Raw genomic sequence first — 25622 nt, forward strand, 5'->3', positions numbered from 1 at the left:
GCGTGGCCCTTCGTTGTGTTCGACGTGATGGGGCGCTAGCGGTCCTGCGCGAGGATGCCGCGCAGCGCCTGCCGCAGCGCGGCGTGAGCGGCCAGGTCGGCCGGGCGGTGCTTGCGCTCGGCCGCCGCCGGATACCTGCCCAGGAAATTGCCATTGCGCCGGTCCGTGGCCGGCCGCACCGGCCGTGGCGCGAAGCCGCCGCCGCAATTCGGGCAGACGTTGCCCAGCACCTCGTCGGCGCAGCGCGCGCAGAAGGTGCATTCAAAGCTGCAGATGCGGGCCTCGGTCGAGGCCGGCGGCAGGTCGACGTCGCAGTGTTCACAACTAGGGCGCAATTCGAGCATGAAAGTCTCCTTCGGGCGGACTGGTGGCCAGCATACGCGGACAGCGGGTGGGCGCCCACGCCGCCTCCGGACAGGTAACGGGCGGAAACGGCCATGTCCGGGACGCGTCTGCTGGCCGGCGGGCGCCTGTACACTCGGGCATCTCCACTTTGCGGAATCCGCCATGGCAGGCAGCAGCTTCTTCGCACTGTTCGACGACATCGCCACCATCCTGGACGACGTCTCCGTCATGACCAAGGTGGCGGCCAAGAAAACCGCCGGGGTGCTGGGCGACGACCTGGCGCTGAATGCGCAGCAGGTCTCGGGCGTGCCGGTCAATCGTGAACTGCCGGTGGTGTGGGCGGTGGCCAAGGGCTCGCTCATCAACAAGCTCATCCTGGTGCCGTCGGCCCTGGTGATCAGCGCGTTCGCGCCGTGGGCCGTGACGCCGCTGCTGATGGCCGGCGGCCTGTTCCTGTGTTTCGAGGGTGTCGAGAAGCTGGCCCACAAGTTCCTGCCGCACGGCGAGACCGCCGAGGGCTATCACGCCGCCCGCGTCGAGGCGCTGCAGGACGCCGCGGTGGACATGGTGGCGTTCGAGCGCGACAAGATCAAGGGCGCGGTGCGCACCGACTTCATCCTCTCGGCGGAGATCATCGCCATCACCCTGGGGGCGGTGGCCGGCGCCGATCTGCTGCGCCAGACGGTGGTGCTGGCCGGCATCGCCCTGGTCATGACGGTGGGGGTCTACGGCCTGGTGGCGGGCATCGTCAAGCTCGACGACCTGGGCCTTTACCTGAGCGCCCGCCGCGCCGCGCTGGCCGCCTGGTTCGGCAAGCGCATCGTGGCGGCCGCGCCCTACCTGATGAAGACCTTGTCGGTGGTGGGCACCGCCGCCATGTTCATGGTCGGCGGCGGCATCCTGACGCACGGCATCGCGCCGCTGGGCGCGGCCATCGAACACGTCGCGGCGGCTAGCGGCGGCGGCCTGCTGCCGCCCTTGGTGTCGACCCTGCTCAGCGCCCTGTTCGGCATCGTTGCCGGGGCGGTGACGCTGGGCGTGGTCGCTGGCGTCAAGCGCCTGTTGGGCAAATAGCGGCGCCGCGATCCCGCGATGAACACGCGGGGGCGGCCCGCCGTGCCGCCGGCGCATGCGCCGAAGCGGCGCCGCATGCGCCGGCGCCCGATCAATACGCCAGCGACGCCTGCAGGTACACCGTGCGCGGCATGCCCACGTACTTGCCCGCGTTGTTGTCGGTGGAGCGCGTGAAGTAGCGCTTGTCGAACAGGTTCTTCACGCCCAGCGCGATGTTCAGGTTGTGCATCTGCTTGCCGAAGTCGTAGGCGGCGCGCACGTGCACCGTGCCGTAGCCCGGAATGTCGCCGTAGGCGCCGTTGGCGCTTTCCTCGGTCTGGTAGCGGGCGCCGGGGTCGGGCGCGCCGGGCGACCGCTGCTTGGACTGCAGGAAGGTGTCGACGTTGAAGGTCCACTGATTGCGCGTGTAGCGCGCGCCCAGCGAGGCCACGTTGCGCGAATAGAAGGGCAGGTCGCGGCCCTCGAACACGCCGGCCTTGTAGGTGGCCTGGGTGTAGGTATAGGTGCCGTACAACGACAGGCCCGACAGCGCCGCCGACAGTTCGCCCAGGTCGTACGACAGCCCGGTCTCCAGCCCGCGGTGGCGGGTGGCGCCCAGGTTGGTCCAGGCGTCCGAACCGCCGTTGGTGCCGCCGCGCAATTGCAGTTCGTCGTCGAAGTCGATGTTGAACAGCGTCAGCTCGCCCTTCCAGCCGCCGCCATTGAAGTGCGTGCCCACTTCATAGGTGGTGGCCTTCTCCGGATGCAGGCCGTTGGTGGTCGAGGCGATCTGGAAGTACTGCAGCGGGCCGAATGACTGGCCGGCGTTGGCGAACACGCTCCATTGCTCGCTGACGTGGTAGACCACCGACAGCGACGGCAGGGGTTCTTCGGACTTGATGCTGGTATGGGTCCTGGCCGCGGGATTGGACTTGTCGTTCAGGAACGAGTCGATGAATTCATAGCGCAGGCCTGGCGTGATGGTCCAGTTGCCCACGTTGATGGTGTCATCGATGTAGACCGCATGCGCCGTGGTGCCGCCGGTGCGGTACTGGTACTGCGGATTGGGCGCGTTGGGCGCGTCGAAGCCGCTGTCCGGCACGTAGAACGCGGTGCGCGAGGCGCGTTCGTCGCTGGCTTCCTTCAGGTAGCGGTAGCCCACGCTGATCTCCTGCGTCACGTCGGCGCCGCGGAACAGGCGCGAATAACGCGGCTCGATCGCGAAGGTGTGATAGTTGCGCGGGTTGAACGTCAGGCGGCGCTTGCCGGCGTTGGCGCCGGTGCCCTCCGTCTCGATACTGCTGCCGCGGAAGCTGTCGGTGTAGTAGGTGAGCAGCTCGAACTTGTTGATGCCGTCGTCGTGGTTGTAGCGGAACGAGGCGTCGGTGCGGCGGCCGGTGAAGTTGTCGTAAGGCCGGGTGGACTGGAACGGGTCCTCGGAATACTGCCGGGCGGTCAGCCCGCCCGGCATGCCGGCGCGGCCTTCATAGTGATGCAGCGCGGCCGACACGCTGTCGTCGGCGCCGATGCGATAGGTGCCCTTGAGCATCACGTCATCGATGTCCACGCGGTCGTTGCTCTCGCGAAAGCCGTTGCCGTGCGTGCCGGAATAAAGCAGTGCGCCGCCCAGGCCGCGTTCGTTGGTGCCGCCGATGAATGCGCTGGGCGAGGTCTTCACGCCGCCGTGGCTGTACATGTCGGTCTCGACCGTGGCGTCGGCGGTGAAGTCCCGCGGAATCGCGCGCGTCACGAAGTTGATGATGCCGCCCACGTTCTGCGGGCCATAGCGCACCGAGCCGGCGCCGCGCACCACGTCCACCGCCGACAGGTTGCCCAGCGACACCGGCGCCATCGACAACTGCGGCTGGCCATAGGGCGCCACCGCCAGCGGAATGCCGTCCATCAGAATGGTCGAACGCGGCGACAGGCGCGAGGTCAGCCCGCGCACGCCCACGTTCAGCGACACATCGCTGCCGCCCGTGCCATTGCTTTCCTGCACCTGCACGCCCGGCACGCGGCGCAACACATCGCGCACATTGGTCGCGCCGGTGTCCTGGAACGACGAACGCTCGATGATCGTGCGCGCGCCGCCATGTTCAAGCACCTTCTCTTCATTCGGGTTTTCCAGCCAGTCGCCCACGACGCTGATCGCGCCCAGGGTGTTGTCGGCGGGCGTGGCGTCTGCCGCGGTCTGCGCCTGGCTGTGGGCGGCCAGCGTCAGCATGGCCAGCGCGAGCGCCAGGCGTCGCGGGGGAAAAGGAATCGGCATCGGAAGTCCAGGAAGCGGGGGAGGGCGCGCGTCATTAATACGAGCGTCAATCACATTGAGAATCTTTACTGGTTCGGCGCGGACCACTACCAGGGGCGCTCACGAGCCGAGTCGGACCTTGCCCGACCGGCCCGAAATATAGCAAAAATTGGCGCCAATCCAAACGCGGTAAATTGGGGTCGTGGCAAAAACACGCCATCGCCCGCCAAGCCCGTGCGCCCGATGGCGCGCGCCGGCATCGCGTCGAATCCGTATAAGATGTGAAATTGGCGCCAATTTTTAGCGGGAACAATCATGGACACACTCGATCAGCAATTGCTGGGTCTGTTGCGCGCCGACGCTCGCGCAACCGTCGCGACCCTGGCCAAGAAGCTCGACGTATCAAGGGGCACCATCAACAACCGCATCGCCCGCATGGAAGACGAGGGCATCATCGTGGGCTACACCGTCCGGCTGCGCCCCGAATCCCAACCCGACCAGATCGGCGCCTGGATGAACATCGCCGTCGACGGCAACGAAACCCGCCGCGTCGTCAGCATCCTCCTGGGCGATCCCGCCGTCGTCGCCCTGCACGACACCAACGGCCGCTGGGACCTGCTGGCCGAACTGCGCGTCGCCAACATCGAGGAAATGTCCCGCGTCCTGGACCGCGTCCGCCTCATCAAGGCCATCTCCGCCACGGAAACCAGCATCCACCTGAAAAGCTACAAGCTCGATTGAGCCCTGCCGCCCATCCTTGCGACCGTCCCTCCCAGAGCGCAAAATCGCCGCTCTTGTCTCTGCCCTTCCTGTTGACGACGCCTACGTCATCTCCGCAAACCCGGACGCCGACGCCGCACCACTGAACGCCCAAAAAGGCCGCCCGCGCGGCCGCGTTGGGCGACCCCGCAAGATCTTCCATCGAACGAACCAGCGTCGCCACGAAGCCCAAGCAAGCAAGACTCCCCAGCGGCGCTTCGCTTGACACTGACGCAGCGTGGTGGCCGGGCCGGGCGGAGGGCGGGGCGTGTAGATGCGCCCGAGGGAATCTGAAGGAGCAGCCGAAGGCTGCGACGAAGATGACGAAGGGGAAGTCCGGAGCGAACGCTCCGGACCGCAATCGTAGCCCCGCCCTCCGCCCGGCCCGGCCACCACGCGTCAAAAGAACCACAACCCTAGCCCCCCGACCCATCCCCCCGGGGCAACGTCACGAACCACCCGTTAGGGATTCCCCCCGCTTGCCCCCACCCACACCTGGTTCCTAAAATTGGCGCCAATTTAGTCAACCATGCCCGCCCGCAACACCCCCCCCGGCACACCCCGCCCGGGAATCGAGGAAACCATGCAGTCCACCGCAGCACCCGCCCTGGCCCCCGACGCCGCCCGCGCCCGCGCCATCTACGACCTCGGCCACAGCACCGTCTTCGCCTCGCGCATCGACCCGCGCTTCTCGTACTGCATGTACGTCCCCCCGCACATCGACCAGGCCAAACACCCCATGGAGCTGGTCGTCATCATGCACGGCACCGGCCGCGCCTTCGTCGAATACCGCGACGCCTTCGCCGAATTCGCCCGCTGGAACGACTGCATCGTGCTGTGCCCGCTGTTCCCCGTCAGCCCGCTCGGCGACGGCAACCGCGACGGCTTCAAGCAACTGATCGAAGGCGACATCCGCTACGACCACATCCTGCAAGGCATGGTCGCCGAAGTCGGCGAGAAATTCGGCCGTGACTTCAGCCGCTTCGCCCTGTTCGGCTATTCGGGCGGCGGCCAGTTCGTCAACCGCTACACCCTGCTGCACCCCGAAACCCTGTGGGCCACCTCGATCGGCGCGCCCGGCTCGGTCACACTGCTCGACCCCACCCAGGACTGGTGGGTCGGCGTGCGCGGCGCCGAGGCCCGCTTCGGCAAGGCCGTCGACATCGAGGCCCTGCGCCAGGTCGCGGTGCACATGATCGTCGGCAAGGCGGACCTGGAGACCTGGGAAATCACCCACCGCGAAGGCGGCAAGTTCTTCATGCCCGGGGCCAACTCCGCCGGCGCCACGCGTCCCGAGCGCCTGGAATCGCTGCGCCGCTCGTTCGAGGCGGCTGGCGTCAAGGCCGTGCTGGACGTGGTCGACAACGTGCCCCACGACGGCCTGAAGTGCGTCGGCCAGGTGCAGGACTTCCTGGCCGCCGAACTGCGCAAGCTGCGCAATGAATAACGTCGACAACCCGATCGGCGGGCGCGCGAGCGCATGCCTGCCGCGATAGGAGAGGGCCATGCTGCGTTTCGCGCTATCCCGTATCGTCATGGCCATTCCCACACTGCTGATCGTGGCGGTGGCGGTGTTCGTCATGATCCGCCTGATTCCGGGCGACCCCGCGCAATTGCTGCTGGGCGACCTGGCCACGCCGGCGGCCCTGGCCGACCTGCGCGCGCGGCTGGGCCTGGACCAGACCTGGCCGACCCAGTTCGGCATCTGGTTCGGCAACATGCTGCACGGCGACCTGGGTTCGTCCATCAACACCGGCCAGCCCGTGCTGCCGCTGGTGTGGGACCGTTTCCTGATCAGCGGCCGCGTGGTGCTGGTGGCCGTGCTGTTCGCCGCCCTGGTGGCCGTGCCCGCCGGCATGATCGCCGCGTGGAAGCAGAACAAGGCGCCCGACCTGATCCTGGTCGGCACCGCCACGCTGCTGGTGTCCATTCCCACCTTCTGGCTCGGCCTGCTGCTGCTGATCTTCTTCGGCCTGAAGCTGCAATGGCTGCCGGTGGTGGGCTACGTGTCGATCGGCGAAGACTGGAAGGCCGGCCTGCTGTACCTGGCCATGCCGATCCTGACGCTGTTCCTGCACGAGATCGGCGTGCTGATGCGCATGGCGCGCGCCAGCACGCTGGAAGTGCTGCGCCTGGACTACATCACCCACGCCCGCGCCAAGGGCCTGTCGGAATCCGCGGTGCTGATGCGCCACGCCTTCCGCAACGCCTTCGGTCCCACCTGGACCCTGATCGGCCTGGTGCTGGGCAACCTGCTCGGCGGCATCGCCGTGGTCGAAACCGTGTTCACCATTCCCGGCCTGGGCCGGCTGCTGGTGGATTCGATCTTCGCCCGCGACTATCCCGTGATCCAGGGCTGCCTGCTGTTCGTCGGTGTGATCTACGTGATCGTCAACCTGCTGATCGACCTCTGCTATCCCATCTTCGACCCGAGAGTGACCGCCGAATGAAAAAGCGAATTGCAGCTAACGCGCTGATAGGCGGCGTGATCGTGGCGGCGATGCTCGTCGCGGCCATCATGGGCGCCTTCTGGACGCCGCACGACCCGCTCAAGATCAACTTCGTGGCGCGGCTCAAGCCGCCCGGCGGCGACTTCCTGCTGGGCACCGACGAGTTCGGCCGCGATGAACTGTCGCGCCTGCTCGCCGGCGCGTCCAGCAGCGTCTGGATCAGCCTGCTGACGGTGGGCTTCGCCATCATCGCCGGCACCATTGTCGGCACCCTGACCGGTTTCGTGCGCGGCTGGACCGACCGCATCATCATGGCCTTCAACAACGCCCTGCTGGCCTTTCCCGGCCTGCTGCTGGCGCTGGGCCTGCTGGCCGTGGTCGGCGCCAACAAGTACGGCATCATCCTGGCGCTGGGCCTGGCCTATACGCCGTCGGTGACGCGCATCGTGCGCGGCACGGTGCTGTCGCTGCGCGAGAAGGAGTTCATCGAATCCTCGCGCGTGCTGGGCAACTCCGAGCTCTACACCATGGTGCGCCACGTGCTGCCCAACTGCGTCGCGCCGTTGACGGTGCTGGCGACCTCGATGTTCGGCTGGGTGATCCTGGCGGAAAGCGCGCTGTCGTTCCTGGGCCTGGGCGTGCCGCCGCCGGCGCCCACCTGGGGCAACATGCTGGCCGCCGCCCGGCCGTTCATGGCGCAGGCCTCCTATCTTTCCATTCTTCCGGGCCTGGCCATCGCGCTCGCGCTGCTCGGGATCAACCTGCTGGGCGACGCGGTGCGTGACCGTCTCGATCCCCGCATGAGGGGCGTGCAATGAGCGCACTGGTTACCGTATCGAATCTGTCCCTGACCGTCGGCCGCGGCGGTCGCGAGATCGTCAGCGGCGTGTCCTTCGAGGTGGCGCCGGGCGAAATGGTCGGCATCGTCGGCGAGTCCGGCAGCGGCAAGACCCAGGCGGCGCGCGCCATCATGGGCCTGACGCCGCCGCCGCTGGTGGTGGCCGGCGGCTCGATCCGCTTCGAGGGCGTGGAAGTCACCCAGGCCCGCCCGGCCGAGCTGCGCAAGCTGCGCGGCGCGCGCATCGGCATGGTGTTCCAGGAACCCATGACTTCGCTCAATCCGTCCATGCCCATCGGACGCCAGTTGGACGAGGGCCTCAAGCTGCACCGCCGCGACCTGTCGACGGCGCAGCGCCGCGAACGCATCCTGGAGATGCTGCGCCGCGTCGGCATCCGCGATCCGAAGGCCGCCGTCGAGGCGTGGCCGCACGAGTTCTCGGGCGGCATGCGCCAGCGCATGATGCTGGCCTCGGTGATGCTGCTGGAGCCGGCGTTGCTGATCGCCGACGAGCCCACCACCGCGCTCGACGCGGTGGTGCAGCGCGACGTGCTGGAACTGATGGTCGAGCTGACGCGCGAGCACAACACCGCTGTGCTGATGATCAGCCACGACCTGCCGATGGTGGCGCGCTACACCGAACGCATGGTGGTGATGCAGCATGGCAAGGTGCTGGAAACCGGCACCACCGCCGGCATCCTCGAGCGCCCGCAGCATCCCTACACCCGCAAGCTGCTGGACGCCATGCCGCGCCGCCTGCCGGCGCGGCCGCCGATCCAGGAAGCGCCGATCGTCGAGGTCAGGAACCTGGTGGTCGATTACGCCGGCCACCAGCGCCTGTTCTCGCGCACCGGCGCCAAGCGCGCGCTCAATGGCATCGACCTGCACGTCAAGCCGCGCGAAGTGGTGGCGGTGGTGGGCGGCTCGGGGTCGGGCAAGACCACGCTGGGCCGCGCCATCGCCGGCCTGCTGGCGCCGACATCAGGCCAGATCCTGTTCCGCGACCAGCCGGTCAGCCGCCGTTCCCCGGCCTGGCGCGACTACCGCCTGAACTGCCAGATGGTGTTCCAGGACCCGTATTCGTCGCTCGACCCGCGCATGACCATCGGCGAGCTGGTGGGCGAGGGCCTGCGCATGCTGGTCGACATGCCGGCCGCCGACAAGCGCCGCCGCGTCGACGAAGTGCTGGCCGAAGTCGGCCTGGGCTCGGAATACGCCAAGCGCTTTCCGCACGAACTGTCCGGCGGCCAGCGCCAGCGCGTGGCCATCGCCCGGGCGGTGGTGCGGCGGCCGTCCTTCGTCATTGCCGACGAGCCGGTGTCGGCGCTGGACGTGACGGTGCGGGCACAGGTGCTGGACCTGTTCGCCGACCTGCAGGAGCGCCACGGATTCTCGTGCCTGTTCATCAGCCACGACCTGGGCGTGGTGGAACAGGTGGCCGACCGGGTGGTGGTGATGCGCGACGGCGGCATCGTGGAGCAGGGCACGCGCGACACGGTGTTCGATCAGCCGCGCGAGGAATACACCCGCAGCCTGCTGTCGGCGATTCCCGCGCTGGAATCGACCGAAACCGGCGGCGTGCGCCTGCGCTGGCGGCTGGACCAGCCGGAGCCGTCGCGAGTTACGGCCTGAGGGGACGGGTCCGCGCCGGGCGGAAGTTCCGTTGCGGCGCGGACTTATGCATAAAATACGCGGTTTGGATTTGATTCACGGGAGTGGTCCATGCCGAAAGCGGCGGCGACACAGCCGGGCCTGGTTGACCGTATTGCCCTGGATATTCAGTCGGGGGTATACGGCCCTGGCGCGTGGCTGAAACAGATCGATCTGCAGGAACGCTACGGCGCCAAGCGCCTGGACGTGCGGCGGGCGCTCGATCAATTGACCGCCAAGCGGCTGATCGCCCACATCCCGAACCGGGGCTATCACGTTTATACGATGGACCCCGATCAGCACCTGCAGATCCGCGACATCCGCGTGCTGCTGGAAACCGGCGCGGCGGCCGACCTGATGCCCAACGTCACGGCGGCCAAGGTGCGCGCCCTGCGCGCGCTGGCCGAGCGGTTTTCCAAGCTGTTGCAGGACGGCACCCTGCTGGAGCAGTACGAGGTCAACCTGGCGTTCCACGCCGGGATGTACGACATGTGCTCCAACCGCGAATTGGCGGCGCTGATCCAGGAAACCCGGGCGCGCGGCCCGGCGGCCCCCGCCAAGGAATGGGTGACGCGTTCGCGCATCGAGATCTCGGCGCGGGAGCACTTCGACATGGTCGAGGCGCTGGAAGCGCGCGACGTCAAGCGCCTGCAGAAGATCATCGCCCAGCACGTCGGGCAGGACATTTCCTGACCCCCCGTGGGCGCGATGGCCCGGTTTTCGCGGCGGCCTTCCTGAAAAGGAGGCCGCCGCGGTCATTTCGGGGCCGTCTTCAGGGATACCCCGGATACCGCCCCAGCCGCAAGTCTTCATAATGGGCAGCTATTTTTGGCGCCAATATAGTTATGAATCCGGCGCCGCATGCCCCCGGGGGATTTCCACAATGCACCACCTTCCTGTTTCCCGAGCGCTCGCGCTCAGCCTGGCCCTGGCCGCCGCGGGCGCGGCCCAGGCCGCCACCCTGACCATCGCCCAGCCGGCCGACATCCGCTCGACCAATCCGGGCGTCAACCGCGACAACACCACCGACGGCGTGGTGCTGAACATGGTTGAGGGCCTGGTGGGTTACCGGGAGAACGGCACGGTGGCGCCGCTGCTGGCCAAGTCGGTCGACCTGTCCGAAGACGGCCTGACCTATACCTTCAAGCTGCGCGACGGCGTCAAGTTCCACAATGGCGCCACGCTGACCTCGGCCGACGTGCTCTGGAGCTGGCAGCGCTACATGGATCCGAAGACGGACTGGCGCTGCCGCAGCGACTTCGACGGCCGCAACGGCCTGAAGGTCACGGACGTGACCGCGCCGGACGCGCAGACGGTCGTCATCAAGATCGACCGCAAGTCGGCGGTGTTTCTCGATTCGCTGGCGCGCACCGACTGCGGCATGACGGCGATCCTGAGCAAGGATTCGGTCAACGCCGATGGCTCCTGGAAGCAGCCGGTCGGCACCGGCCCGTACCAGTTCAAGGAATGGAAGCGCGGCGAGTACGTGTTGTTGACGGCGTTCAAGGACTACGTGTCGCCCGGCGCGGGCGACAAGCCGGACGGTTACGTCGGCGCCAAGCGTCCGCTGGCCGACGAGGTCCGCTTCCTGGTGGTGCCTGACCCGTCGACCGCCAAGGCCGGCCTGGTGTCGGGCGCGATCGACGCGAGCCAGATCACCATCACCGACGTGGCCGAGCTGAAGAACAATGTGGCGGTGTCGGTGATGAGCCCGCACGACGCCACCAAGCACACGCTGCTGTTCCAGACGCAGGATCCGGTGCTAAAGAACGTCAAGCTGCGCCAGGCGATCGCGGCGGCGCTGGATATTCCGCAGGTGGTGGCGGCGGCTTCCGAAGGGCTGGGGCAGTTGAACAATTCGGCGGTGTATGCCGGCTCGGCCTATTACCAGGAAGCCGAGAAGCGCACCTACAAATACGATCCGGCGCGCGCGCAGCAGTTGCTCAAGGAAGCGGGCTACAAGGGCGAGCCGATCGTGATCTACGCCAACAAGCGCGCGCATGTGCCAAGCTACCAGGTGGCGGTGATCGCGCAGGCGATGATGCAGGCGGTGGGCATCAATGCCAAGATCGAGGTGCTGGAGTGGGCCACGCAGTTGGACCGCTACAACACGGGCAAGTACCAGATCAGTTCGTTCACGTTCTCGTCGCGGATCGATCCGGCGCTGAGTTTCGAGCAGTTCGCGGGCGACAAGAGCAAGCAGCCGCGCAAGGTCTGGGATGATCCCGAGGCGCAGAAGCTGATCGATGAGAGTTTCCTGGAGTCGGATCCGGCGAAGCGGCAGAAGCTGTTTGACCAACTGCATGCGTTGATGCTGGAGCAGACGCCTTTGTTGGTGCTTTATAACGGGGCGGATGCTTGGGCGACCAACAAGCGGGTGCAGGGGTTTTCGGTCTGGGAGGGGAAGCCGCGGGCCTGGGAGACCAAGATCGTTGGCAAGTAAGTCGCTTTTTTCGGGCGGTCTCTTTTTGGGGCCGTCCGGGGCGGCGTTGGCCTGGCGTGCGCGGGGCTACGATTGCGGTCCGGAGCGTTCGCTCCGGACTTCCCCTTCGTCATCTTCGTCACAGCCTGCGGCTGTTCCTTCAGATTCCCTCGGGCGCATCTACACGCCCCGCGCACGCCAGGCCAACGCCGCCCCGGACTCCACCGTTGAAGCTTGACGGTTGCCGGGGCGGTTTTTTTCTATCATGTGCTGCAATGCAAAGAGGCCGCTTTTCGCGGCCTCTTTGCTTGGCGTTGCGCGGGTTACTTCGCCACGCGCTCCACTTCCCAGGCGCGCGGCTTCTTCACGGCCCAGGGGGTGTAGCCCTTGATGTCGGTGCGGAAGGCGCCGATGTCCAGGCCGTTGTAGAGCGGGATGCTGGGGACGTCGGCCAGGAACAGCTTGTGCAGCTGGTCGAAGGAGGCCTGGCGCTTGGCGTGGTCGGTGTCGACCGAGGCGGCGTCCAGGAGTTTCTGGGCGTCGGGATTGTCCCAGACCTTGCGCGGCTGCTTGGCCTTGTCGCCGGTGACCATTTCGTAGTTCAGCGCCGCGTCCAGGCGGGCGGAGTACGGGAAGGTCATCATCTGGTAGGTGCCGGCGTTGTAGCGGTCGAGCTGGGTGGCCCATTCGGACACGGACAGCTTGGCGTTGATGCCGACGGCCTGCAGCATGGCCTGGATGATGACGGCGGAGTTGTACGACTGCGGGTAGCGCTTGGTGGTGATGAGCTCGATCTCCTGGCCCTTGTAGCCGGCTTCCTTGAGCAGCTTCTGGGCCAGTGCCGGGTCGTATTTCCAGCCTTCCTTCTGGGTGGCGTCGTGGTAAGGCGAGACCAGCGGGACGATGGAGTTGTTGGGCTTGGCCAGGCCTTCGGTGACGGCGGCGGCCAACTGGTCGTAGTCGATGGCGTGGGCCAGGGCCTGGCGCAGCTTGGGATTGGACAGCAGCGGGTCCCTGGTCTGCAGCAGCAGCGCGGTCATGCTCATGACCGGCGCGTAGGCGACCTTGACGTTGGGGGTGCCTTGCAGCACCGGCACGTCATTGTTGGAGACGTCCTCGATGATGTCGATATTGCCGCGTTGCAGGGCGGCCTTGGCGGTGGAGTCGTCGGGCACGATGACGAAGCGCACTTCATCGACCAGGGGGCGCTTGGAGCCGGTGTAGCCGTCGCGCTTGCCGTCGCGGTTGGCGTAGTCGGCGAACCGGGTCAGGCGCACATATTCCCCGCGCTTCCATTCGGCGAAGACGAAGGGGCCGGTGCCGATGGGCTTGTCCCAGGTGCCGTCGGCCTTGACCGAGGCTTTCTGCAGGATGCCGGTGCCGCCACAGTCGGCGCGCGCCAGCGAGGCCAGGAACAGGCTGCTGGGTTTTTCCAGGTGGTAGACCACGGTCTGGGCGTCGGGCGCCTCGACGCCGGTGACCTTGACGGTGCCGCGGCCATCGAATTCGCTGGCGCAGCGCCAGCCGCCGTTGGCGGCGGTGTAGTGCTGCCAGGTCCAGAGCACGTCGGCCGAGGTCAGCGGCGCGCCGTTGTGGAACTTGACGCCCTGGCGCAGCTTGAAGGTGTAGGTCTTGCCGTCGGGGCTGATGTCGATGGATTCGGCCAGCAGGGGGCGCACTTCGGCATCCTCGCCGTAGGCCACCAGACCCTCGACGATGTGCAGCACCACCGCGTCGCTGTTGCTGTCGCGGTTCACGCCGGGCTCGGTCGAGCGGATGTCGGCGGTGAACGAGATGCGCAGCGGCGCGGGCGCCTGGGCCAGCGCGGAGCCTGCCAGCGCGCCCAGCGCCAGGGCAACCGCGGTATTCAGGAGTTTTGTTTTCATCGATGCGTTTCCAGGGGTTGCGAGGGCGGCGGAGGGATCCGGCCGCCGCCGGCGGTCAGTGGACCGGGAAAGCTTCAGGCCGCGGCCAGCAGCTCGGGATCGGCGTCCAGGCTGTAGCGGGTAAACGTGCGGTTCAGCGCCGGCAGCGGCGCCACTTCCATCAGGCCGGCGGCCGGCTCCATGACGACCATGGCGACGGTGGCCGACAGATTGTCGTGGCTGCCGGGGCGCGGCGGGCGGCAGACCGAGTAGGGCGTGCCGAAGTCGTCGAACAGCGCGCGCTTGAGGTCTTCGCGCGTCAGCTTGTCCTTTTCGTTCAGCAGGCGGCGCACGCGCCAGTCGCGGTAGGCGCTCTCCGGGGTGCTGGCGCGGCCGGTGTCGCGCAGCTTGCCCAGGGCGACTTCGCTGACCCAATGGTTGGCGTGCACGATCAGGTCATCGGCGCCCGGGTAGATCGGGAAGGCTTCATCGGTGGTGCACTCGTAGTCCACGCCGAAGCCGGCGGCCATGCCGATCATGATGTTGTTCGAGCACGACTTCTGGGTGGTGCTGACAGCCTTGATGGCCAGCGCGAAGTGCTCCTGCTCCAGCACCTTGCGGCGGATCAGCGACAGCGGCACGCCCAACTGGCGGAAGTCGCGGTCGGATTCCAGGTAGTTGGCGGTGATCGACACGCCGGCGCTGTTCAGGCCGCTGCGGGCCAGTCCGCCGGCCTCGACGAAGGTCAGAATGTCCGGGCCGTTGTCGTTGCGCACGCGCAGCACGATGGCGGTCTCGGCGCATTCGGCGCGCCAGTCCCAGTTCTGCCCATGGATCAGGCGGCCGTTGGCCGAGCGGGTCGGCAGGATCAGGGCGCCGGTGCAGCCGTCGCCCGGTTCGAGTTCGGCGGCTTTCTTCTTTTCGGCGCGGGCCTTGGCGATGACTTCGGTGCGGGCGTTGACCATCACGATGTCTTCGAAGGGCACGTTGGCGCCGGCGGCGATGCCGCGCATTTCCTCGAGGTAGTGCGGCGCGAAGTTCTCGATCTCGCGGGCGAAGCTTTCGATGAGGCGGGTGCGCGCCATGGCGTCATAACCCAGATCGACCAGCGTCTGGCCGTACATGGCGGCGCTCTTGCGCACGCGGTCGGCGGCCTGCTGGCCATAGGCGCGGCCACGGGCCTCGGGGGTACCGGAGACCGATACGAAGGGGAATTGGGTGATCTGGGTCATGGACGGATAGCGGCGCGCGGCGCCGTGAGGTCGGGGAAGGGGAGAATGTTGCAAAAATATTAGCTTATTTTGGCGCCAATATTACCGAGGGTTTGCCCGAGGATGAAGCGCTGGCACGACGTGAGCGCAGACCGCCGCCACATTGCCGGGGTGCCGCCCGCCGGGCGGGCGGACAGGCGTGTCGGCAGGGGCGCGCAGCATCGTCAGGGGCGCGCCGCGTGTTCGCGCGCCAGATCGCCGCAGCGCGCAAAACCGGCGCCGGCGGCGCGCAGGCGGTCGAGCAGCCGCTCGACCATCTGCAGCCGCGCGGCGCGTCCCACGCCGTTGTCGGCGCGCGGGTGCAGCGTCAGGCAGGCGTAGCCCTCGGCGGCGAGCAGGGCTTCGCCCTGTTCGGCCAGGTGCGCATAGGCGCGGTCCTGGGTGACGCGGCGGCTGAAATGGCTGGCGTCGCATAGGCCTTCGCTCCAGGGCAGTTCGACCATGCCCGGCGCGCCGTCGGCGTCCAGCGCGTAGGGCGCGTCGTCGTCGATGGCGCTGCTGTCATAGCGGTAGCCCAGCTCGCGCAGCAGTGGCAGGGTGCGCGGGCTGAAGCCGCCGCCGGTCCAGCGAAAGCCCTGCGGCGCCTGGCCGGTCAGCGCCGCCAGGCGGTCGCGGCCGCGTTGCAGCACCTCGGCCTCGCGCTCGCCCAGCGTGGCCAGGTCTTCGAAGGCGTTGCCCTGCGAGGCGGCCTCATGGCCGTCGCGCAGGCTCTGGTCCAGCAGGTCGCGGCAGCGTTCGGCCTCGAAGGCCGGCCAGAACAGGGTGGCGCGGATCTGCTGGCGCCGCAGCATGTCCAGCACCCGCGCCAGGCCGCCGCCATAGGTGTAGCGGCCGTGACCGTCGCGGCCGTGCAGCTCGTGTTCCGGGCGGGCGGCGGCTTCGGGGCCGATCCCCTGCACGTTGAGGGTGACCAGTACGGTCTTGGTGGCCATCATGCGGTTCTCCAGGCGTCGGGGCGGGCCAGGCAGTGGCGGGCCAGCGCATCCAGCGTCATGCAGTGCACGTCCGGCTGGGCGCCGACGTAGGCCAGGAAGCGGTCCATGGCGGCGGCGCGGGCCGGCGTGCCGGAGCCGCCGGCGGCCTTCGGGTGCACCGTCAGGTGGATGTAGCCCTCGGCCTGGCGCAGCGCTTCGAATTCCTCGATCCAGTTGTCGCAGGCCTCGGCGGCCAGGCTGTGGCCGGTGAAATAGAACGGATAGTCATCCAGCGACACCGTGTTGTTCGGCAGCATGACGAAGTCATCGTTGCCGCCGGCCGGCAGGTAAGGGCGGTCGCGGTCCTTTTCGCTGGCGTCGTAGCGGTAGCCGAGCCGCCGCAGCGTGGGCAGGGTGCGGTGGCTCTTGCGGCCCGACGGCGAACACCAGCCCACCGGCGTCACGCCCAGCCGCTGCTGGATCAGGCTGTGGGTCTTCTCCAACAGCGCGGGTTCGTCCTCGCCCAGGTCCCAGGCTTCGTGCAGGTAGCCGTGGGCGGCGATCTCATGGCCGGCGGCCAGGATGGCGCGGAAGGTGTCCGGGTAATGCTCGACGTCGTAGCCGCAGGCGAAGAAGGTCGCCGGCATGGCGTGGCGCGCCAGGATCTCCAGGTGGCGTGCCACGCCGCGGCGGATGGCGTAGCGGCCGGCGGTATGGATGCCCCCGCCGGGGAACTGCTTGCGGCCGACCTCGACGGCGGGGCCGTCGACGTGCACGGTCACGCACACCACGGCCCGCACCGGCGGGGCCGATGGCGCGCGCCGGCGCTCGGCGCGCAGTTCATGGTCGAGCGCCAGCCAGGGATTGGCGTCGGCGTCCAGCGGGACGCCATAGGGAATGGCTTGCATCAGGTGGCCTTGATATTGGCGTTCTTGATCAGGGTGCGCCATTTCTCGCTTTCGGTGGCGACGAAACGGCGCAGTTCTTCCGGCGTGCCGCCGTGCAGTTCCAGCCCGTTCTGCGTAAGCTGGGCCAGGGCGGGTTGCTTGAGCGCGCTCTGCACCGCGCCGTTGAGCGTCTGGACGATGGCCGGCGGCGTGCCGGCGGGCACGAACACGCCGTTCCAGCCGATCGCCTGATAGCCCGGATAGCCGGACTCGGCCACCGTCGGCACGTCGGGCAGGGCGGGCGAGCGAGCGGCGGACGTCACCGCCAGCGGCCGCGATTTGCCGCCCTGGATGAATTGCTGCTGGTTGATCACCACGTCCATCAGCACCGGGAACTGGCCGCCCAGGAAATCGTTGACCGCCGCCGCCGCGCCCTTGTAGGGCACGCCGGGCAGGTCGAGGCCGGCCGTGGCCTTGAGCAGTTCCATGGCCAGGTGCGCCGAGCTGCCGTTTTGCGTGATGCCGTAGAAGTACTTGCCGGGGTTGGCCTTGATGAGGGCGACGAACTCCTGCAGGGTCCTGGCCGGGAACGACGGGTGCACCACCAGCACGTTGTTGTAGTAGCAGACCATCGAGACCGGCTCGAAGTCCTTGATGGGGTCGTAGGCGATGTTCTCGTACAGGCTCTGGTTCACGGTGTGGGTGCCGGTGGAGCCGAGCGCGACGGTGTAGCCGTCGGGCGCCGAACGCGCCGCCTGCTGGGTGCCGATGATGCCGGCCGCGCCGCCCTTGTTGATCACCACCACGCTCTGCTTGAGCGCTTCGCCGATGCCCTGGGCCAGCGGCCGCGCCACCAGGTCGGTGCCGCCGCCCGCCGGGAACGGCACGATGAACTGGATCGGGTGTTCCGACGGGTAGCCGGCCGCGCGGGCCGCGCCGGGACGGGCGAGCGCGGCGCCCGCCAACGAGGCGGCCGACGCCGCCATGAATTGCCGGCGGCTGATGCCGCCGGGCCTGCTGCTGGACTGCTTCATGCGATTTCCCCTTGGATGTGCATGCCGGGCGAGGCGGGCCGCGGACTTTTTTCTGTCTGCTGGTCTGCTGCTTAAGTATCATTATTCGATAAAAAACAATCTTAACCAATTAGTTTTTATCTATAAATGATAAAAATAACGAAGCTGATAGTATGAGTCGAAGTGCCGCGCTTGGGCTGATAGCCGTGGGTTATGGCGCTGCGGGGCTCCGGGATCCCTGTGATACGCTGCGCCGATTCCGCCTCGCCCGATGTCCGCCGATTCCATGTCCACCCTGAAGCGCGCCCTCGCGATCCTCGACCTCTTCAGCCTGGCCACGCCGGTGCTGACGGCCGAAGAGATCATCTCCAAGCTGTCCTACTCGGCGCCGACCGGCTATCGCTACATCCGCGACCTGTCGGACCTGGGCTACCTGCTGCGCATGACGGGCGGCGGCTACAAGCTGGGACCGCGCATCATCGAGCTGGACCATCTCATCATCGACGGCGATCCGGTGCTGGGCGTGGCCCGTCCGATCATGCGAGAGGTCGTGGACCAGGTCGGCGGCGACGTGCTGCTCAGCGTCATCCACGGCCTGCGGATCCTCAACATCCACCACGAGCGCGGTCCCGACGCGCTCGGCATCCCGCACGGCCGCGGCCGCGCCCACCCGCTGTTCCGCGGCGCCACCGCCAAGACCATCCTCGCGTTCCTGCCGCGCAAGGACCAGCGCAAACTCTACGAAGGGCATGCCGCCGACGTCGAGGCCGCGGGCCTGGGCGCGACGCAGGCCGAGTTCATCCGCCACCTGGACGAGATCCGGGTGCGGGGGGCGTATCTGGGGGTGGGCGAGATTTCGCCGGAACGCGCCGGCATCGCGGTGCCGGTGTTCCAGGAAGACCGGCGCATCTTCGGCGCGCTGACCGTGACCTTCCTGGCGACCCGGCTCAACACCATCGCGCAGGACAAGACCACGGCGCTGCTGCAGGCGGCGGCGCGGCGCATCGAGTCCCTGGCGCTGGCAACCCGCATCAAGGAACAGGCCCCCGCGCCGTAGGCGCCGGGGGCCTGTGGGCGCCGCGCGGGCAGCGCGGCGTAGCGGTCACTACTGCTGCTGCTGCTGCTGCTGCTGCTGCTGCTGCTGCTGCTGCGGTTGAGCCGCTTGCGGACTGGCCGCCGCACCTTCGTTGGGCCGTTGCGCCGACGCTTGCGGCGCGCGCACCGGCGAACCCATCGCCTGGAACAGCGCCGCCGTTTCAGTCAGGCGGGCATTGGCGTATTCCACTTCCCGCACCCGCGCCGCGACGTAATGCTGTTCGCTGGCGTACGCGGTGTAGGGCGCCAGGGCGCCCAGGCGCACGCGGTTGGCGGTGTTGCGGTGCGACTGCTCCGCGGCCCGGCGCGAGGCCTCGGCCGACGCCAGCGCCTGACCGTCCGCCTCCAGTTGCGCCAACGTGTCGGCCACGTCGCGGAAGGCGGTCAGCACGGTCTGCTTGTATTGCAGCACCGCCGCCTCATAGCGCTCCTTGGCGGCGCTGCGTTCGGCCAGCAGCGCGCCGCCGTGGAAGATCGGCTGCGTCAGCGACGCGCCCACCGCCCAGATCGAGCCCGCGCCCGACAATGCCGTCGGCCAGCTAAAGCCGCCTTTGCCCATCGACGCCGACAGCGACAGGCTGGGGAACAACTGCGCCGTGGCCACGCCCACGTCGGCCGCCGCCGCGCGCAGCACGGCCTCGGCGACGTGGATGTCGGGCCGCGCCGCCAGCAGTTCGGACGGCACCAGCACCGGCACCTCCTCGGGCACGGCGATCATGGCGAAGGCCAGGTCCGGCGGGGCCTGATCCGGACTGCGGCCCATCAGCACCGCCAGCGCGTGGCGCGTGGCCTGCCATTGCGCGCGCAGGCCCGGCAGCGAGGCTTCCAGCGTGGCGGCGTCCTGGTCGGCCTGCAGCGCGTCGTTCTGCGAGGCCGAGCCCAGTTCGTAGCGGCGCTGGGTGTCGCGCGCCACCTGGCGCGCCAGCACCACCTGCTTTTCGGTCAACGCCACCCGCTCGGCCAGCGACGCCGAGGTGATGGCGCCGGTGACGATGTTGCCGGCCAGGGAACGGCGCGCCGATTCGAGCTGATAGGCCTGCTGTTCCACCTGGGCCGCGCGCGACACGTTCTCGAAGCGCGCCGCGCCGAACAGGTCGAGGTCGTACTTGGCCTGGACCTGGCCGGTGAAGACGTTGTAGAGCGCCGTGGGTTGCGGCAGGTTCGGCATGGTCAGCGCGCGCTTGCGAGAGACGTCGGCGCCGGCATCCACCGATGGCAGCAGCGACGAATTGACCTGTCCGCGCAACTGTTCGCGCGCGCCGGCCAGATTGCGCTCGGCCGCGGCCAGGTCCGGGCTGTTGGCCAGGCCTTCTTCCACCATGGCGTTGAGCGCGTCCGAGCCAAAGCGTTTCCACCACTCGGGCACCGGACGGCCGTCGCGCGCATAGCGCTGGGCCACGCCCTGCGCCGGCGCGCCGGCGGCGGGCAGCGCTTCGACGCCGTATTGCGCGGGCTGCGCCATCGCCGGCGGCTTGCTGTCGGGGGCGAAGGCGCAGGCGCCCAGCGCCAGCAGCAGCGGCAGGGTGGCCAGGCGCCAGGCCGGGGTCGGGAGACGGAGGGACATCGTCAGGCTCCTCGTTCTACGTTGTCGCCGGCGTGGGCGCCGGGCGGCACGCCTTCGGGCTCCTCGCGCTCGTCGTGGCGCACGCGGAACCAGGCCGCGTACAGCGCGGGCAAAAAGAACAGCGTCAGCACCGTGGCGCTGGTGATGCCGCCCATCAAGGCCGTGGCCATGGGGCCGAAGAAGTTGCTGCGCAGCAGCGGGATCAGCGCCAGCACCGCGGCCGCCGCCGTCAGCGTGATGGGGCGGAAGCGCCGCACCGTGGCGCCGACGATGGCGTCCACGCGCTTGTGCCCGGCGCTGATGTCCTGCTCGATCTGGTCGACCAGGATTACCGAGTTGCGCATGATGATGCCGAACATCGCGATCACGCCCAGCATGGCGACAAAGCCGAACGGCTTGCCGAACAGCAGCAGCGCGGCCACCACGCCGATCAGGCCGAGCGGCGCGGTCAGCACCACCATCAGCACGCGGGCGAAGCTCTGCAACTGCACCATCAGCAGCGTCAGCACCGCCACGATCATGATGGGCATCTGCGCGTTGATGGACGACTGGCCCTTGGCGCTTTCCTCGACCGGGCCGCCGACCTCGATGCGGTAGCCCACCGGCAGTTCGGCGCGCAGCGCGTCCAGCTTCTTGTCGATGGCGTGGGTCACGTCGATGCCCTGCGCGCCGGCCTTGACGTCGGCCTGCACGGTGATGGTGGGCTGGCGGTCGCGTTCCCAGATCACGCCGTATTCCAGGCCGTAGCGCACCTGGCCCAGGCTGCCCAGCGGCACCGGGCCGTTGGGCGTGGGCATGGCCAGCGTGGCCAGGCGGCCCGGATCGACCCGCTCGCTGTCGGGGGCGCGCAGGCTGACGTTGATCAGCTTGTCGCGTTCGCGGTATTGCGTCACGGTGTAGCCCGACAGCGTCATCGCCAGGAAGCTGGAGATGTCGTTGGAGCTTACGCCGACCTCGCGCGCCTTCTGCTGGTCGATGTCAAAGCGCACCGAGCGCTCGGACGGTTCGTCCCAGTCGAACTGCACGTTGACCGAGCGGCTGTCGGCGCGCACTTCGGCGGCCACCTTCTCGGCCACCTGGCGCACCTCGGGGATCTTGTCGCCGCTCACGCGGAACTGCACCTGGAAGCCCACCGGCGGGCCATTTTCCAGCCGCGACAGGCGGCTGCGGATCGCCGGGAACTGCTCGCGCAGCACCGGCTCCAGCCAGTGCGCCAGCTTCTCGCGGTCTTCCACCGAGTTGGCGGTGATGACGATCTGGGCGAAGTTGGGCGTGGCCAACTGTTGGTCCAGCGGCAGGTAGAAGCGCGGCGCGCCGGTGCCGACGAAGCTCACCGAATGGGCGATCTCGGGCCGGCCGTCCAGCACTTTTTCAAGCCGCTCGACCTGGCGCAGCGTGGCCGCGAACGAGGCGCCTTCCTGCAGCCGCACGTCCACCAGCAGCTCGGTGCGGTCCGAGCTGGGGAAGAATTGCTGCGGCACCAGGCCGAAGCCGGCCATCGACAGGATGAACACCAGCACCGTCGCCAGCAGTACGCGCCAGCGCCGGTCCACGCACCACGCCACCCAGCCACGCAGGCGCTGGTAGAAGCGGGTGTTGTAGATGTCGTGCTCGTGGTCATCTGGCAGGTGCGCCTCGCGCTTGCGCTCGGGCAGCATGCGGTAGCCCAGCAGCGGGATCAGCACCACCGCGGCGAACCAAGAGGTGATCAGCGCGATCGCCGACACCTGGAAGATCGAGCGGGTGTATTCGCCGGTGCTGGACTTGGCCAGCGCGATCGGCAGGAAGCCGGCCACCGTCACCAGCGTGCCGGTCAGCATCGGGAAAGCGGTGCTGGTGTAGGCGAAGGCGGCGGCGCGCGCGCGACTCCAGCCCTGTTCCAGTTTCACCGCCATCATCTCGACCGCGATGATGGCGTCGTCCACCAGCAGGCCCAGCGCCAGCACCAGCGTGCCCAGCGAGACCTTGTGCAGGCCGATGCCGAACATGTCCATGAACAGCGCGGTCACCGCCAGCACCACCGGAATCGAGATCACCACCACCATGCCGGTGCGCAGCCCCAGCGACACCAGGCTCACGATCAGCACGATGGCCACGGCCTCGGCCACCGAGCGCAGGAATTCGTCCACCGAGAACGACACCGCCTTGGGCATGCTCGACACTTCGGTCAGCGTCAGGCCGGCCGGCAGGCGCGCTTTGAGCTCGCCGAACTTGGCCTCCAGGGCCTTGCCCAGGTGCACCACGTCCTGGCCCGGCTGCATGGTGATGCCGATGCCCAGCACCGGCTCGCCGCGCGTGCGCATCTGCTCGGCCGGGGGATCGTCGTAGCCGCGGTGGATGGTGGCGATGTCGCCCAGCCGGATCGACTTGCCGTTGACGCGGATCAGCGTCTCGGCCAGCGCGCGGGTGTCCTGGAACTGGCCGCTCGGACGCACGAAGATACGGTCATCGGCGGTGGTCAGGGTGCCGGCGCTGGCCACCGCGTTCTGGCTGTTGATGGCCTCGGCGATCTGCTGCGGCGACACGCCCAGGCGCGTGAGCTGCGTGTTGCTGATCTCGATGTAGACGTGCTCGGGCTGCTCGCCGAAGTAATCGACCTTGGCCACGCCCGGCACGCGCAGCAGCACCGTGCGCAGATTGTCGGCGTAGTCGCGCAACTGCGCCGGCGAGAAACCGTCGCCGGCCAGGGTGTAGATGTTGGTGTAGACGTCGCCGAACTCGTCATTGAAGAATGGCCCCTGCACGCCTTGCGGCAGGGTGGCGCCGATGTCGCCGACCTTCTTGCGCACCTGGTACCACTCGTTGGCCACCTCGCTGGCCGGGGCCGAGTCCTTCATGGTGAAGAAGATCAGCGATTCGCCCGGGCGCGAGTAGCTGCGCAGGAAGTCGGTGGACGGCGTTTCCTGCAGCTTCTTGGCGATGCGGTCGGTGACCTGTTCCTGCACCTGCTGCGAGGTGGCGCCGGGCCACAGGGTCTTGATGACCATCACGCGGAAGGTGAAGGGCGGGTCTTCCGACTGCGCCAGGCGCGAATACGACAGCACACCGAACAGCGTCACCAGCGTGATCAGGAAGATCACCAGCGGCTGGTGCCGCAGGGCCCAGGCCGACAGGTTGAACTTGCCTTCCTCGTGGCGGTGCGCGGCGTTCTGATTCTCGGGAACCGGCGCGCTCATGATGCGAAGTCCTCGGGGTGCAGCGGCGGCACCGCGCGGACCTTTTCGCCGGCCGACACGGCGTGCACGCCTTGCCACACCACGCGCTCGCCGGCCTGCACGCCCTGCGACAGGGTGACGCTGCGCGCGTCATAGCGCAGCACCTGCACGCGGCGCAGCTCCAGCGTGTCTTCCTGCGGCTTGACGATCCAGACGGCGGGCTCGGTGCCGTCATGGAACAGCGCCGTCGCCGGCACCGTGTAGGTGGTGGCGCCGTTGGCCTGGCGGTTGTCGAAGCTGATGTTGGCGGTCATGCCCAGCCGCACCTCGGGCGAGGGCGATTCCAGCGTCAGCTTGGCGCGATAGGTGCGGCTCTGCGGATCGGCGGCCGGCGCGATCTCGCGCAGCACGGCGCTGAAGGTCTTGCCGGGCAGCGGCGCCAGGGTGACGGTGGCGCGCTGGCCGATGGCCAGCCCCGCCAGCACGCTTTCGGGCACGTCGCAGAGCGCGTCGACGTCGCCCGACCAGGCCAGGTTGTAGACCGCCTGGCCGGCCGCCACGTTCTGGCCGGTGTCGGCCTGTTCGGCGGTGATGACGCCGGCATGGTCGGCCACGAGAGTGGTGTAGTTGAGCTGGTCGGCCGACAGCGCGGCCTGTTGCGCCGCCTGATCGCGTTGCGCCAGCGCCGAGGCGTAGGCGTTGCGGGTCTGTTCGAGCTGGTTGGCGGCGATCAGGTTTTCGCGGGCCTGGGCGCGGTCGCGGTCCAGTTGCTGCTTGGCGTAGTCCAACTGGTGCTGGGCGGCCGACAACTGGGCGCGGGCGGCGGCGGCGTTCTTGGTGGCGTCGGCGGGATCGAGCCGGGCGACCACCTGGCCGGGCTTGACCGTGTCGCCCAGGCGCACCTTGCGTTCGATGATCTTGCCGCCCACGCGGAATGACAGCGGCGTGCTGTAGCGCGCCTGCACCTCACCCGGCAGGGTCCAGGCCGGCAGCGCGGCGTCGGCCTTGGCCGGCATGGCCACCACCGGGCGCGGCGGCGGCGCCTCGGCTTCCTTGCTGCCGCAGCCGGCCAGCGCCAGCGTCAGCGCCAGGGCGAGCGCCGGCCAGCGGCGGCGCGGGGAAAGGCGGGAAGACGCCGCGGCGGCGGCGGGATTGCGCGCGGCGACGGGCGCGCAAGAACCTGAAGAATTCACGAAACACCTCGCGACGCGGGCAGGAGGAGGAGGGCGGGACGCGAGGCGGCAGGCCGTTCCAGGCCGGCGGGACACCCTGGCAATCCGATACGGGATGGATTCTAATGCGGCTATGTATTCAAATACAAGTATGAATCTGAAATCGTTCCAGATGATAGAATCGGCGCATGTCAAAAGTCCGCCTTACCCGAGAGCAAAGCCGTGACCAGACGCGCCAGCGTCTGCTCGATGCCGCGCAATCGATCTTCCTGACCAAGGGTTTCGTGGCGGCCAGCGTCGAGGACATCGCCGAGCTGGCCGGCTATACCCGCGGCGCTTTCTATTCCAATTTCGCCAGCAAGTCCGAACTGTTCCTGCAGTTGCTCAAGCGCGACCACGAAAACGTCATGGGCGACATGCGCGCCATCTTCGAGGCCGGCGAAACCCGCCAGCAGATGGAAGACAGCGTGCTGCACTACTACAGCAATCATTTCCGCGACAACGAGTGCTTCCTGCTGTGGATGGAAGCCAAGCTGCAGGCCGCCCGCGACCCCGAGTTCCGGGTCGGCTTCATCGCCTGCATGGGCGAGCTGCGCGACGCCACCACCGAATACATCCGCCAGTTTTCCGAGCGCGTCGGCACGCCACTGCCGCTGCCGGCGCGTGAGCTGGCCATCGGCCTCTTGGCGCTGTCCGACGGCATGCAGTTCAGCTTCGCCTTCGACCCGCAGAACGTCAGCGCCGAGACCACCCAGTCGGTGCTGGAGGGATTCTTCCGCCGCGTGGTGTTCGGCGAACGCGACCCCGGCTAGGGCCCCGCGGGCATTGTCACCGCCAGCGGCGGCATGATAGTAATAACGGCGGCGCGCCGGCTGGACTGAGGGGGCCAGCGCCGTTGCCTTGCGCATCCCTCGGGCGAAA

The 25622-nt window shown here is 68.2% G+C and carries 20 protein-coding genes; 10 read left to right on the top strand and 10 right to left on the bottom strand.

Translation table 11 applies throughout. The annotated features are described in order from the left end of the window. Positions 1 to 35: 35 nt before the first annotated feature. Positions 36 to 344: a DUF1272 domain-containing protein gene (locus ACUDCK_RS05855; RefSeq protein WP_064523129.1), complete on the bottom strand. Its 309-nt coding sequence runs from the start codon at positions 342 to 344 to the stop codon at positions 36 to 38. A gap of 163 nt (positions 345 to 507) precedes the next feature. Between ACUDCK_RS05855 and ACUDCK_RS05860 the strand changes: the two genes are divergently transcribed. Further along, positions 508 to 1419 (top strand): DUF808 domain-containing protein, encoded by a 912-nt coding sequence (locus ACUDCK_RS05860; protein WP_175167727.1) that lies wholly within the window; start codon positions 508 to 510, stop codon positions 1417 to 1419. Positions 1420 to 1510: 91 nt separating this feature from the next. Here ACUDCK_RS05860 and ACUDCK_RS05865 read toward each other — a convergent pair whose 3' ends face one another. Then, positions 1511 to 3667 (bottom strand): TonB-dependent receptor family protein, encoded by a 2157-nt coding sequence (locus ACUDCK_RS05865; RefSeq protein WP_175167726.1) that lies wholly within the window; start codon positions 3665 to 3667, stop codon positions 1511 to 1513. A gap of 294 nt (positions 3668 to 3961) precedes the next feature. Here ACUDCK_RS05865 and ACUDCK_RS05870 point away from each other — a divergent pair, with 294 nt between their 5' ends. The 7 genes from ACUDCK_RS05870 to ACUDCK_RS05900 all read left to right on the top strand — a co-directional run bounded on the left by ACUDCK_RS05870 (position 3962) and on the right by ACUDCK_RS05900 (position 11786). Then, on the top strand, positions 3962 to 4387 hold the full coding sequence (locus ACUDCK_RS05870) for an Lrp/AsnC family transcriptional regulator (RefSeq protein ID WP_047992161.1): 426 nt from the start codon (positions 3962 to 3964) through the stop codon (positions 4385 to 4387). 601 nt (positions 4388 to 4988) lie between these two features. Next, complete coding sequence (locus ACUDCK_RS05875; protein WP_054501630.1) at positions 4989 to 5852, top strand: hydrolase; 864 nt, start codon at positions 4989 to 4991, stop codon at positions 5850 to 5852. Positions 5853 to 5910: 58 nt separating this feature from the next. Further along, the gene (locus tag ACUDCK_RS05880) at positions 5911 to 6855 is read left to right on the top strand and encodes an ABC transporter permease (RefSeq protein ID WP_006393367.1); all 945 of its coding nucleotides are present in this window, start codon (positions 5911 to 5913) and stop codon (positions 6853 to 6855) included. Further along, a complete protein-coding gene (locus tag ACUDCK_RS05885; protein ID WP_049071983.1) occupies positions 6852 to 7673 on the top strand; it encodes an ABC transporter permease in 822 nt (273 codons plus the stop codon). Before ACUDCK_RS05880 ends, ACUDCK_RS05885 begins: the two co-directional genes overlap by 4 nt. Further along, on the top strand, positions 7670 to 9325 hold the full coding sequence (locus ACUDCK_RS05890) for an ABC transporter ATP-binding protein (protein ID WP_064522936.1): 1656 nt from the start codon (positions 7670 to 7672) through the stop codon (positions 9323 to 9325). The genes ACUDCK_RS05885 and ACUDCK_RS05890 overlap by 4 nt, the downstream gene beginning before the upstream one ends. A gap of 90 nt (positions 9326 to 9415) precedes the next feature. Next, positions 9416 to 10036 carry a GntR family transcriptional regulator gene (locus ACUDCK_RS05895; protein WP_049071990.1) on the top strand — a complete coding sequence of 207 codons (621 nt, stop codon included), beginning with the start codon at positions 9416 to 9418 and terminating at the stop codon, positions 10034 to 10036. Between the two features lie 190 nt (positions 10037 to 10226). Further along, positions 10227 to 11786, top strand: coding sequence for an ABC transporter substrate-binding protein (locus tag ACUDCK_RS05900; protein ID WP_064522938.1), 1560 nt, complete (start codon positions 10227 to 10229; stop codon positions 11784 to 11786). A 302-nt stretch (positions 11787 to 12088) separates the two neighbouring features. Here ACUDCK_RS05900 and ACUDCK_RS05905 read toward each other — a convergent pair whose 3' ends face one another. From ACUDCK_RS05905 to ACUDCK_RS05925, 5 genes are all read right to left on the bottom strand, one after another. Continuing rightward, complete coding sequence (locus ACUDCK_RS05905) at positions 12089 to 13651, bottom strand: ABC transporter substrate-binding protein (protein WP_175167725.1); 1563 nt, start codon at positions 13649 to 13651, stop codon at positions 12089 to 12091. 74 nt (positions 13652 to 13725) lie between these two features. After that, positions 13726 to 14862, bottom strand: coding sequence for a C45 family autoproteolytic acyltransferase/hydolase (locus tag ACUDCK_RS05910; protein ID WP_054501626.1), 1137 nt, complete (start codon positions 14860 to 14862; stop codon positions 13726 to 13728). 203 nt (positions 14863 to 15065) lie between these two features. Then, positions 15066 to 15836 carry a polysaccharide deacetylase family protein gene (locus ACUDCK_RS05915; RefSeq protein WP_054501625.1) on the bottom strand — a complete coding sequence of 257 codons (771 nt, stop codon included), beginning with the start codon at positions 15834 to 15836 and terminating at the stop codon, positions 15066 to 15068. After that, positions 15833 to 16723, bottom strand: a complete 891-nt coding sequence (locus tag ACUDCK_RS05920; protein ID WP_175142140.1) for a polysaccharide deacetylase family protein — start codon at positions 16721 to 16723, stop codon at positions 15833 to 15835. The genes ACUDCK_RS05915 and ACUDCK_RS05920 overlap by 4 nt, the downstream gene beginning before the upstream one ends. Next, on the bottom strand, positions 16723 to 17736 hold the full coding sequence (locus tag ACUDCK_RS05925) for a Bug family tripartite tricarboxylate transporter substrate binding protein (RefSeq protein ID WP_175167724.1): 1014 nt from the start codon (positions 17734 to 17736) through the stop codon (positions 16723 to 16725). Before ACUDCK_RS05925 ends, ACUDCK_RS05920 begins: the two co-directional genes overlap by 1 nt. A 265-nt stretch (positions 17737 to 18001) precedes the next feature. Here ACUDCK_RS05925 and ACUDCK_RS05930 point away from each other — a divergent pair, with 265 nt between their 5' ends. Further along, positions 18002 to 18772, top strand: coding sequence for an IclR family transcriptional regulator (locus ACUDCK_RS05930; RefSeq protein ID WP_082401890.1), 771 nt, complete (start codon positions 18002 to 18004; stop codon positions 18770 to 18772). 48 nt (positions 18773 to 18820) lie between these two features. On the opposite strand, the gene ACUDCK_RS05935 is transcribed toward ACUDCK_RS05930, so the two are convergent. From ACUDCK_RS05935 to ACUDCK_RS05945, 3 genes are read right to left on the bottom strand one after another with little or no spacing between them, the layout of a single operon-like run. Next, positions 18821 to 20374 carry an efflux transporter outer membrane subunit gene (locus ACUDCK_RS05935; RefSeq protein WP_445659298.1) on the bottom strand — a complete coding sequence of 518 codons (1554 nt, stop codon included), beginning with the start codon at positions 20372 to 20374 and terminating at the stop codon, positions 18821 to 18823. A 2-nt stretch (positions 20375 to 20376) separates the two neighbouring features. Further along, complete coding sequence (locus ACUDCK_RS05940) at positions 20377 to 23550, bottom strand: efflux RND transporter permease subunit (RefSeq protein ID WP_116792040.1); 3174 nt, start codon at positions 23548 to 23550, stop codon at positions 20377 to 20379. Further along, positions 23547 to 24722 carry an efflux RND transporter periplasmic adaptor subunit gene (locus ACUDCK_RS05945; protein WP_081330254.1) on the bottom strand — a complete coding sequence of 392 codons (1176 nt, stop codon included), beginning with the start codon at positions 24720 to 24722 and terminating at the stop codon, positions 23547 to 23549. The genes ACUDCK_RS05940 and ACUDCK_RS05945 overlap by 4 nt, the downstream gene beginning before the upstream one ends. Positions 24723 to 24889: 167 nt before the next feature. On the opposite strand from ACUDCK_RS05945, the gene ACUDCK_RS05950 reads away from it, so the two are divergent. Beyond that, positions 24890 to 25513, top strand: a complete 624-nt coding sequence (locus ACUDCK_RS05950) for a TetR/AcrR family transcriptional regulator (protein ID WP_175167722.1) — start codon at positions 24890 to 24892, stop codon at positions 25511 to 25513. Positions 25514 to 25622: the final 109 nt, after the last annotated feature.

The organism is Achromobacter sp. CF-sbj1-Ac2-l, assembly GCF_052698165.1.

What these genes read in the sequence shown, in the direction of transcription:
- ACUDCK_RS05855 (WP_064523129.1), bottom strand. Translation starts at nt 344, where the DNA reads ATGCTCGAATTGCGCCCTAGTTGTGAACACTGCGACGTCGACCTGCCG.
- ACUDCK_RS05860 (WP_175167727.1), top strand. Translation starts at nt 508, where the DNA reads ATGGCAGGCAGCAGCTTCTTCGCACTGTTCGACGACATCGCCACCATC.
- ACUDCK_RS05865 (WP_175167726.1), bottom strand. Translation starts at nt 3,667, where the DNA reads ATGCCGATTCCTTTTCCCCCGCGACGCCTGGCGCTCGCGCTGGCCATG.
- ACUDCK_RS05870 (WP_047992161.1), top strand. Translation starts at nt 3,962, where the DNA reads ATGGACACACTCGATCAGCAATTGCTGGGTCTGTTGCGCGCCGACGCT.
- ACUDCK_RS05875 (WP_054501630.1), top strand. Translation starts at nt 4,989, where the DNA reads ATGCAGTCCACCGCAGCACCCGCCCTGGCCCCCGACGCCGCCCGCGCC.
- ACUDCK_RS05880 (WP_006393367.1), top strand. Translation starts at nt 5,911, where the DNA reads ATGCTGCGTTTCGCGCTATCCCGTATCGTCATGGCCATTCCCACACTG.
- ACUDCK_RS05885 (WP_049071983.1), top strand. Translation starts at nt 6,852, where the DNA reads ATGAAAAAGCGAATTGCAGCTAACGCGCTGATAGGCGGCGTGATCGTG.
- ACUDCK_RS05890 (WP_064522936.1), top strand. Translation starts at nt 7,670, where the DNA reads ATGAGCGCACTGGTTACCGTATCGAATCTGTCCCTGACCGTCGGCCGC.
- ACUDCK_RS05895 (WP_049071990.1), top strand. Translation starts at nt 9,416, where the DNA reads ATGCCGAAAGCGGCGGCGACACAGCCGGGCCTGGTTGACCGTATTGCC.
- ACUDCK_RS05900 (WP_064522938.1), top strand. Translation starts at nt 10,227, where the DNA reads ATGCACCACCTTCCTGTTTCCCGAGCGCTCGCGCTCAGCCTGGCCCTG.
- ACUDCK_RS05905 (WP_175167725.1), bottom strand. Translation starts at nt 13,651, where the DNA reads ATGAAAACAAAACTCCTGAATACCGCGGTTGCCCTGGCGCTGGGCGCG.
- ACUDCK_RS05910 (WP_054501626.1), bottom strand. Translation starts at nt 14,862, where the DNA reads ATGACCCAGATCACCCAATTCCCCTTCGTATCGGTCTCCGGTACCCCC.
- ACUDCK_RS05915 (WP_054501625.1), bottom strand. Translation starts at nt 15,836, where the DNA reads ATGATGGCCACCAAGACCGTACTGGTCACCCTCAACGTGCAGGGGATC.
- ACUDCK_RS05920 (WP_175142140.1), bottom strand. Translation starts at nt 16,723, where the DNA reads ATGCAAGCCATTCCCTATGGCGTCCCGCTGGACGCCGACGCCAATCCC.
- ACUDCK_RS05925 (WP_175167724.1), bottom strand. Translation starts at nt 17,736, where the DNA reads ATGAAGCAGTCCAGCAGCAGGCCCGGCGGCATCAGCCGCCGGCAATTC.
- ACUDCK_RS05930 (WP_082401890.1), top strand. Translation starts at nt 18,002, where the DNA reads ATGTCCACCCTGAAGCGCGCCCTCGCGATCCTCGACCTCTTCAGCCTG.
- ACUDCK_RS05935 (WP_445659298.1), bottom strand. Translation starts at nt 20,374, where the DNA reads ATGTCCCTCCGTCTCCCGACCCCGGCCTGGCGCCTGGCCACCCTGCCG.
- ACUDCK_RS05940 (WP_116792040.1), bottom strand. Translation starts at nt 23,550, where the DNA reads ATGAGCGCGCCGGTTCCCGAGAATCAGAACGCCGCGCACCGCCACGAG.
- ACUDCK_RS05950 (WP_175167722.1), top strand. Translation starts at nt 24,890, where the DNA reads ATGTCAAAAGTCCGCCTTACCCGAGAGCAAAGCCGTGACCAGACGCGC.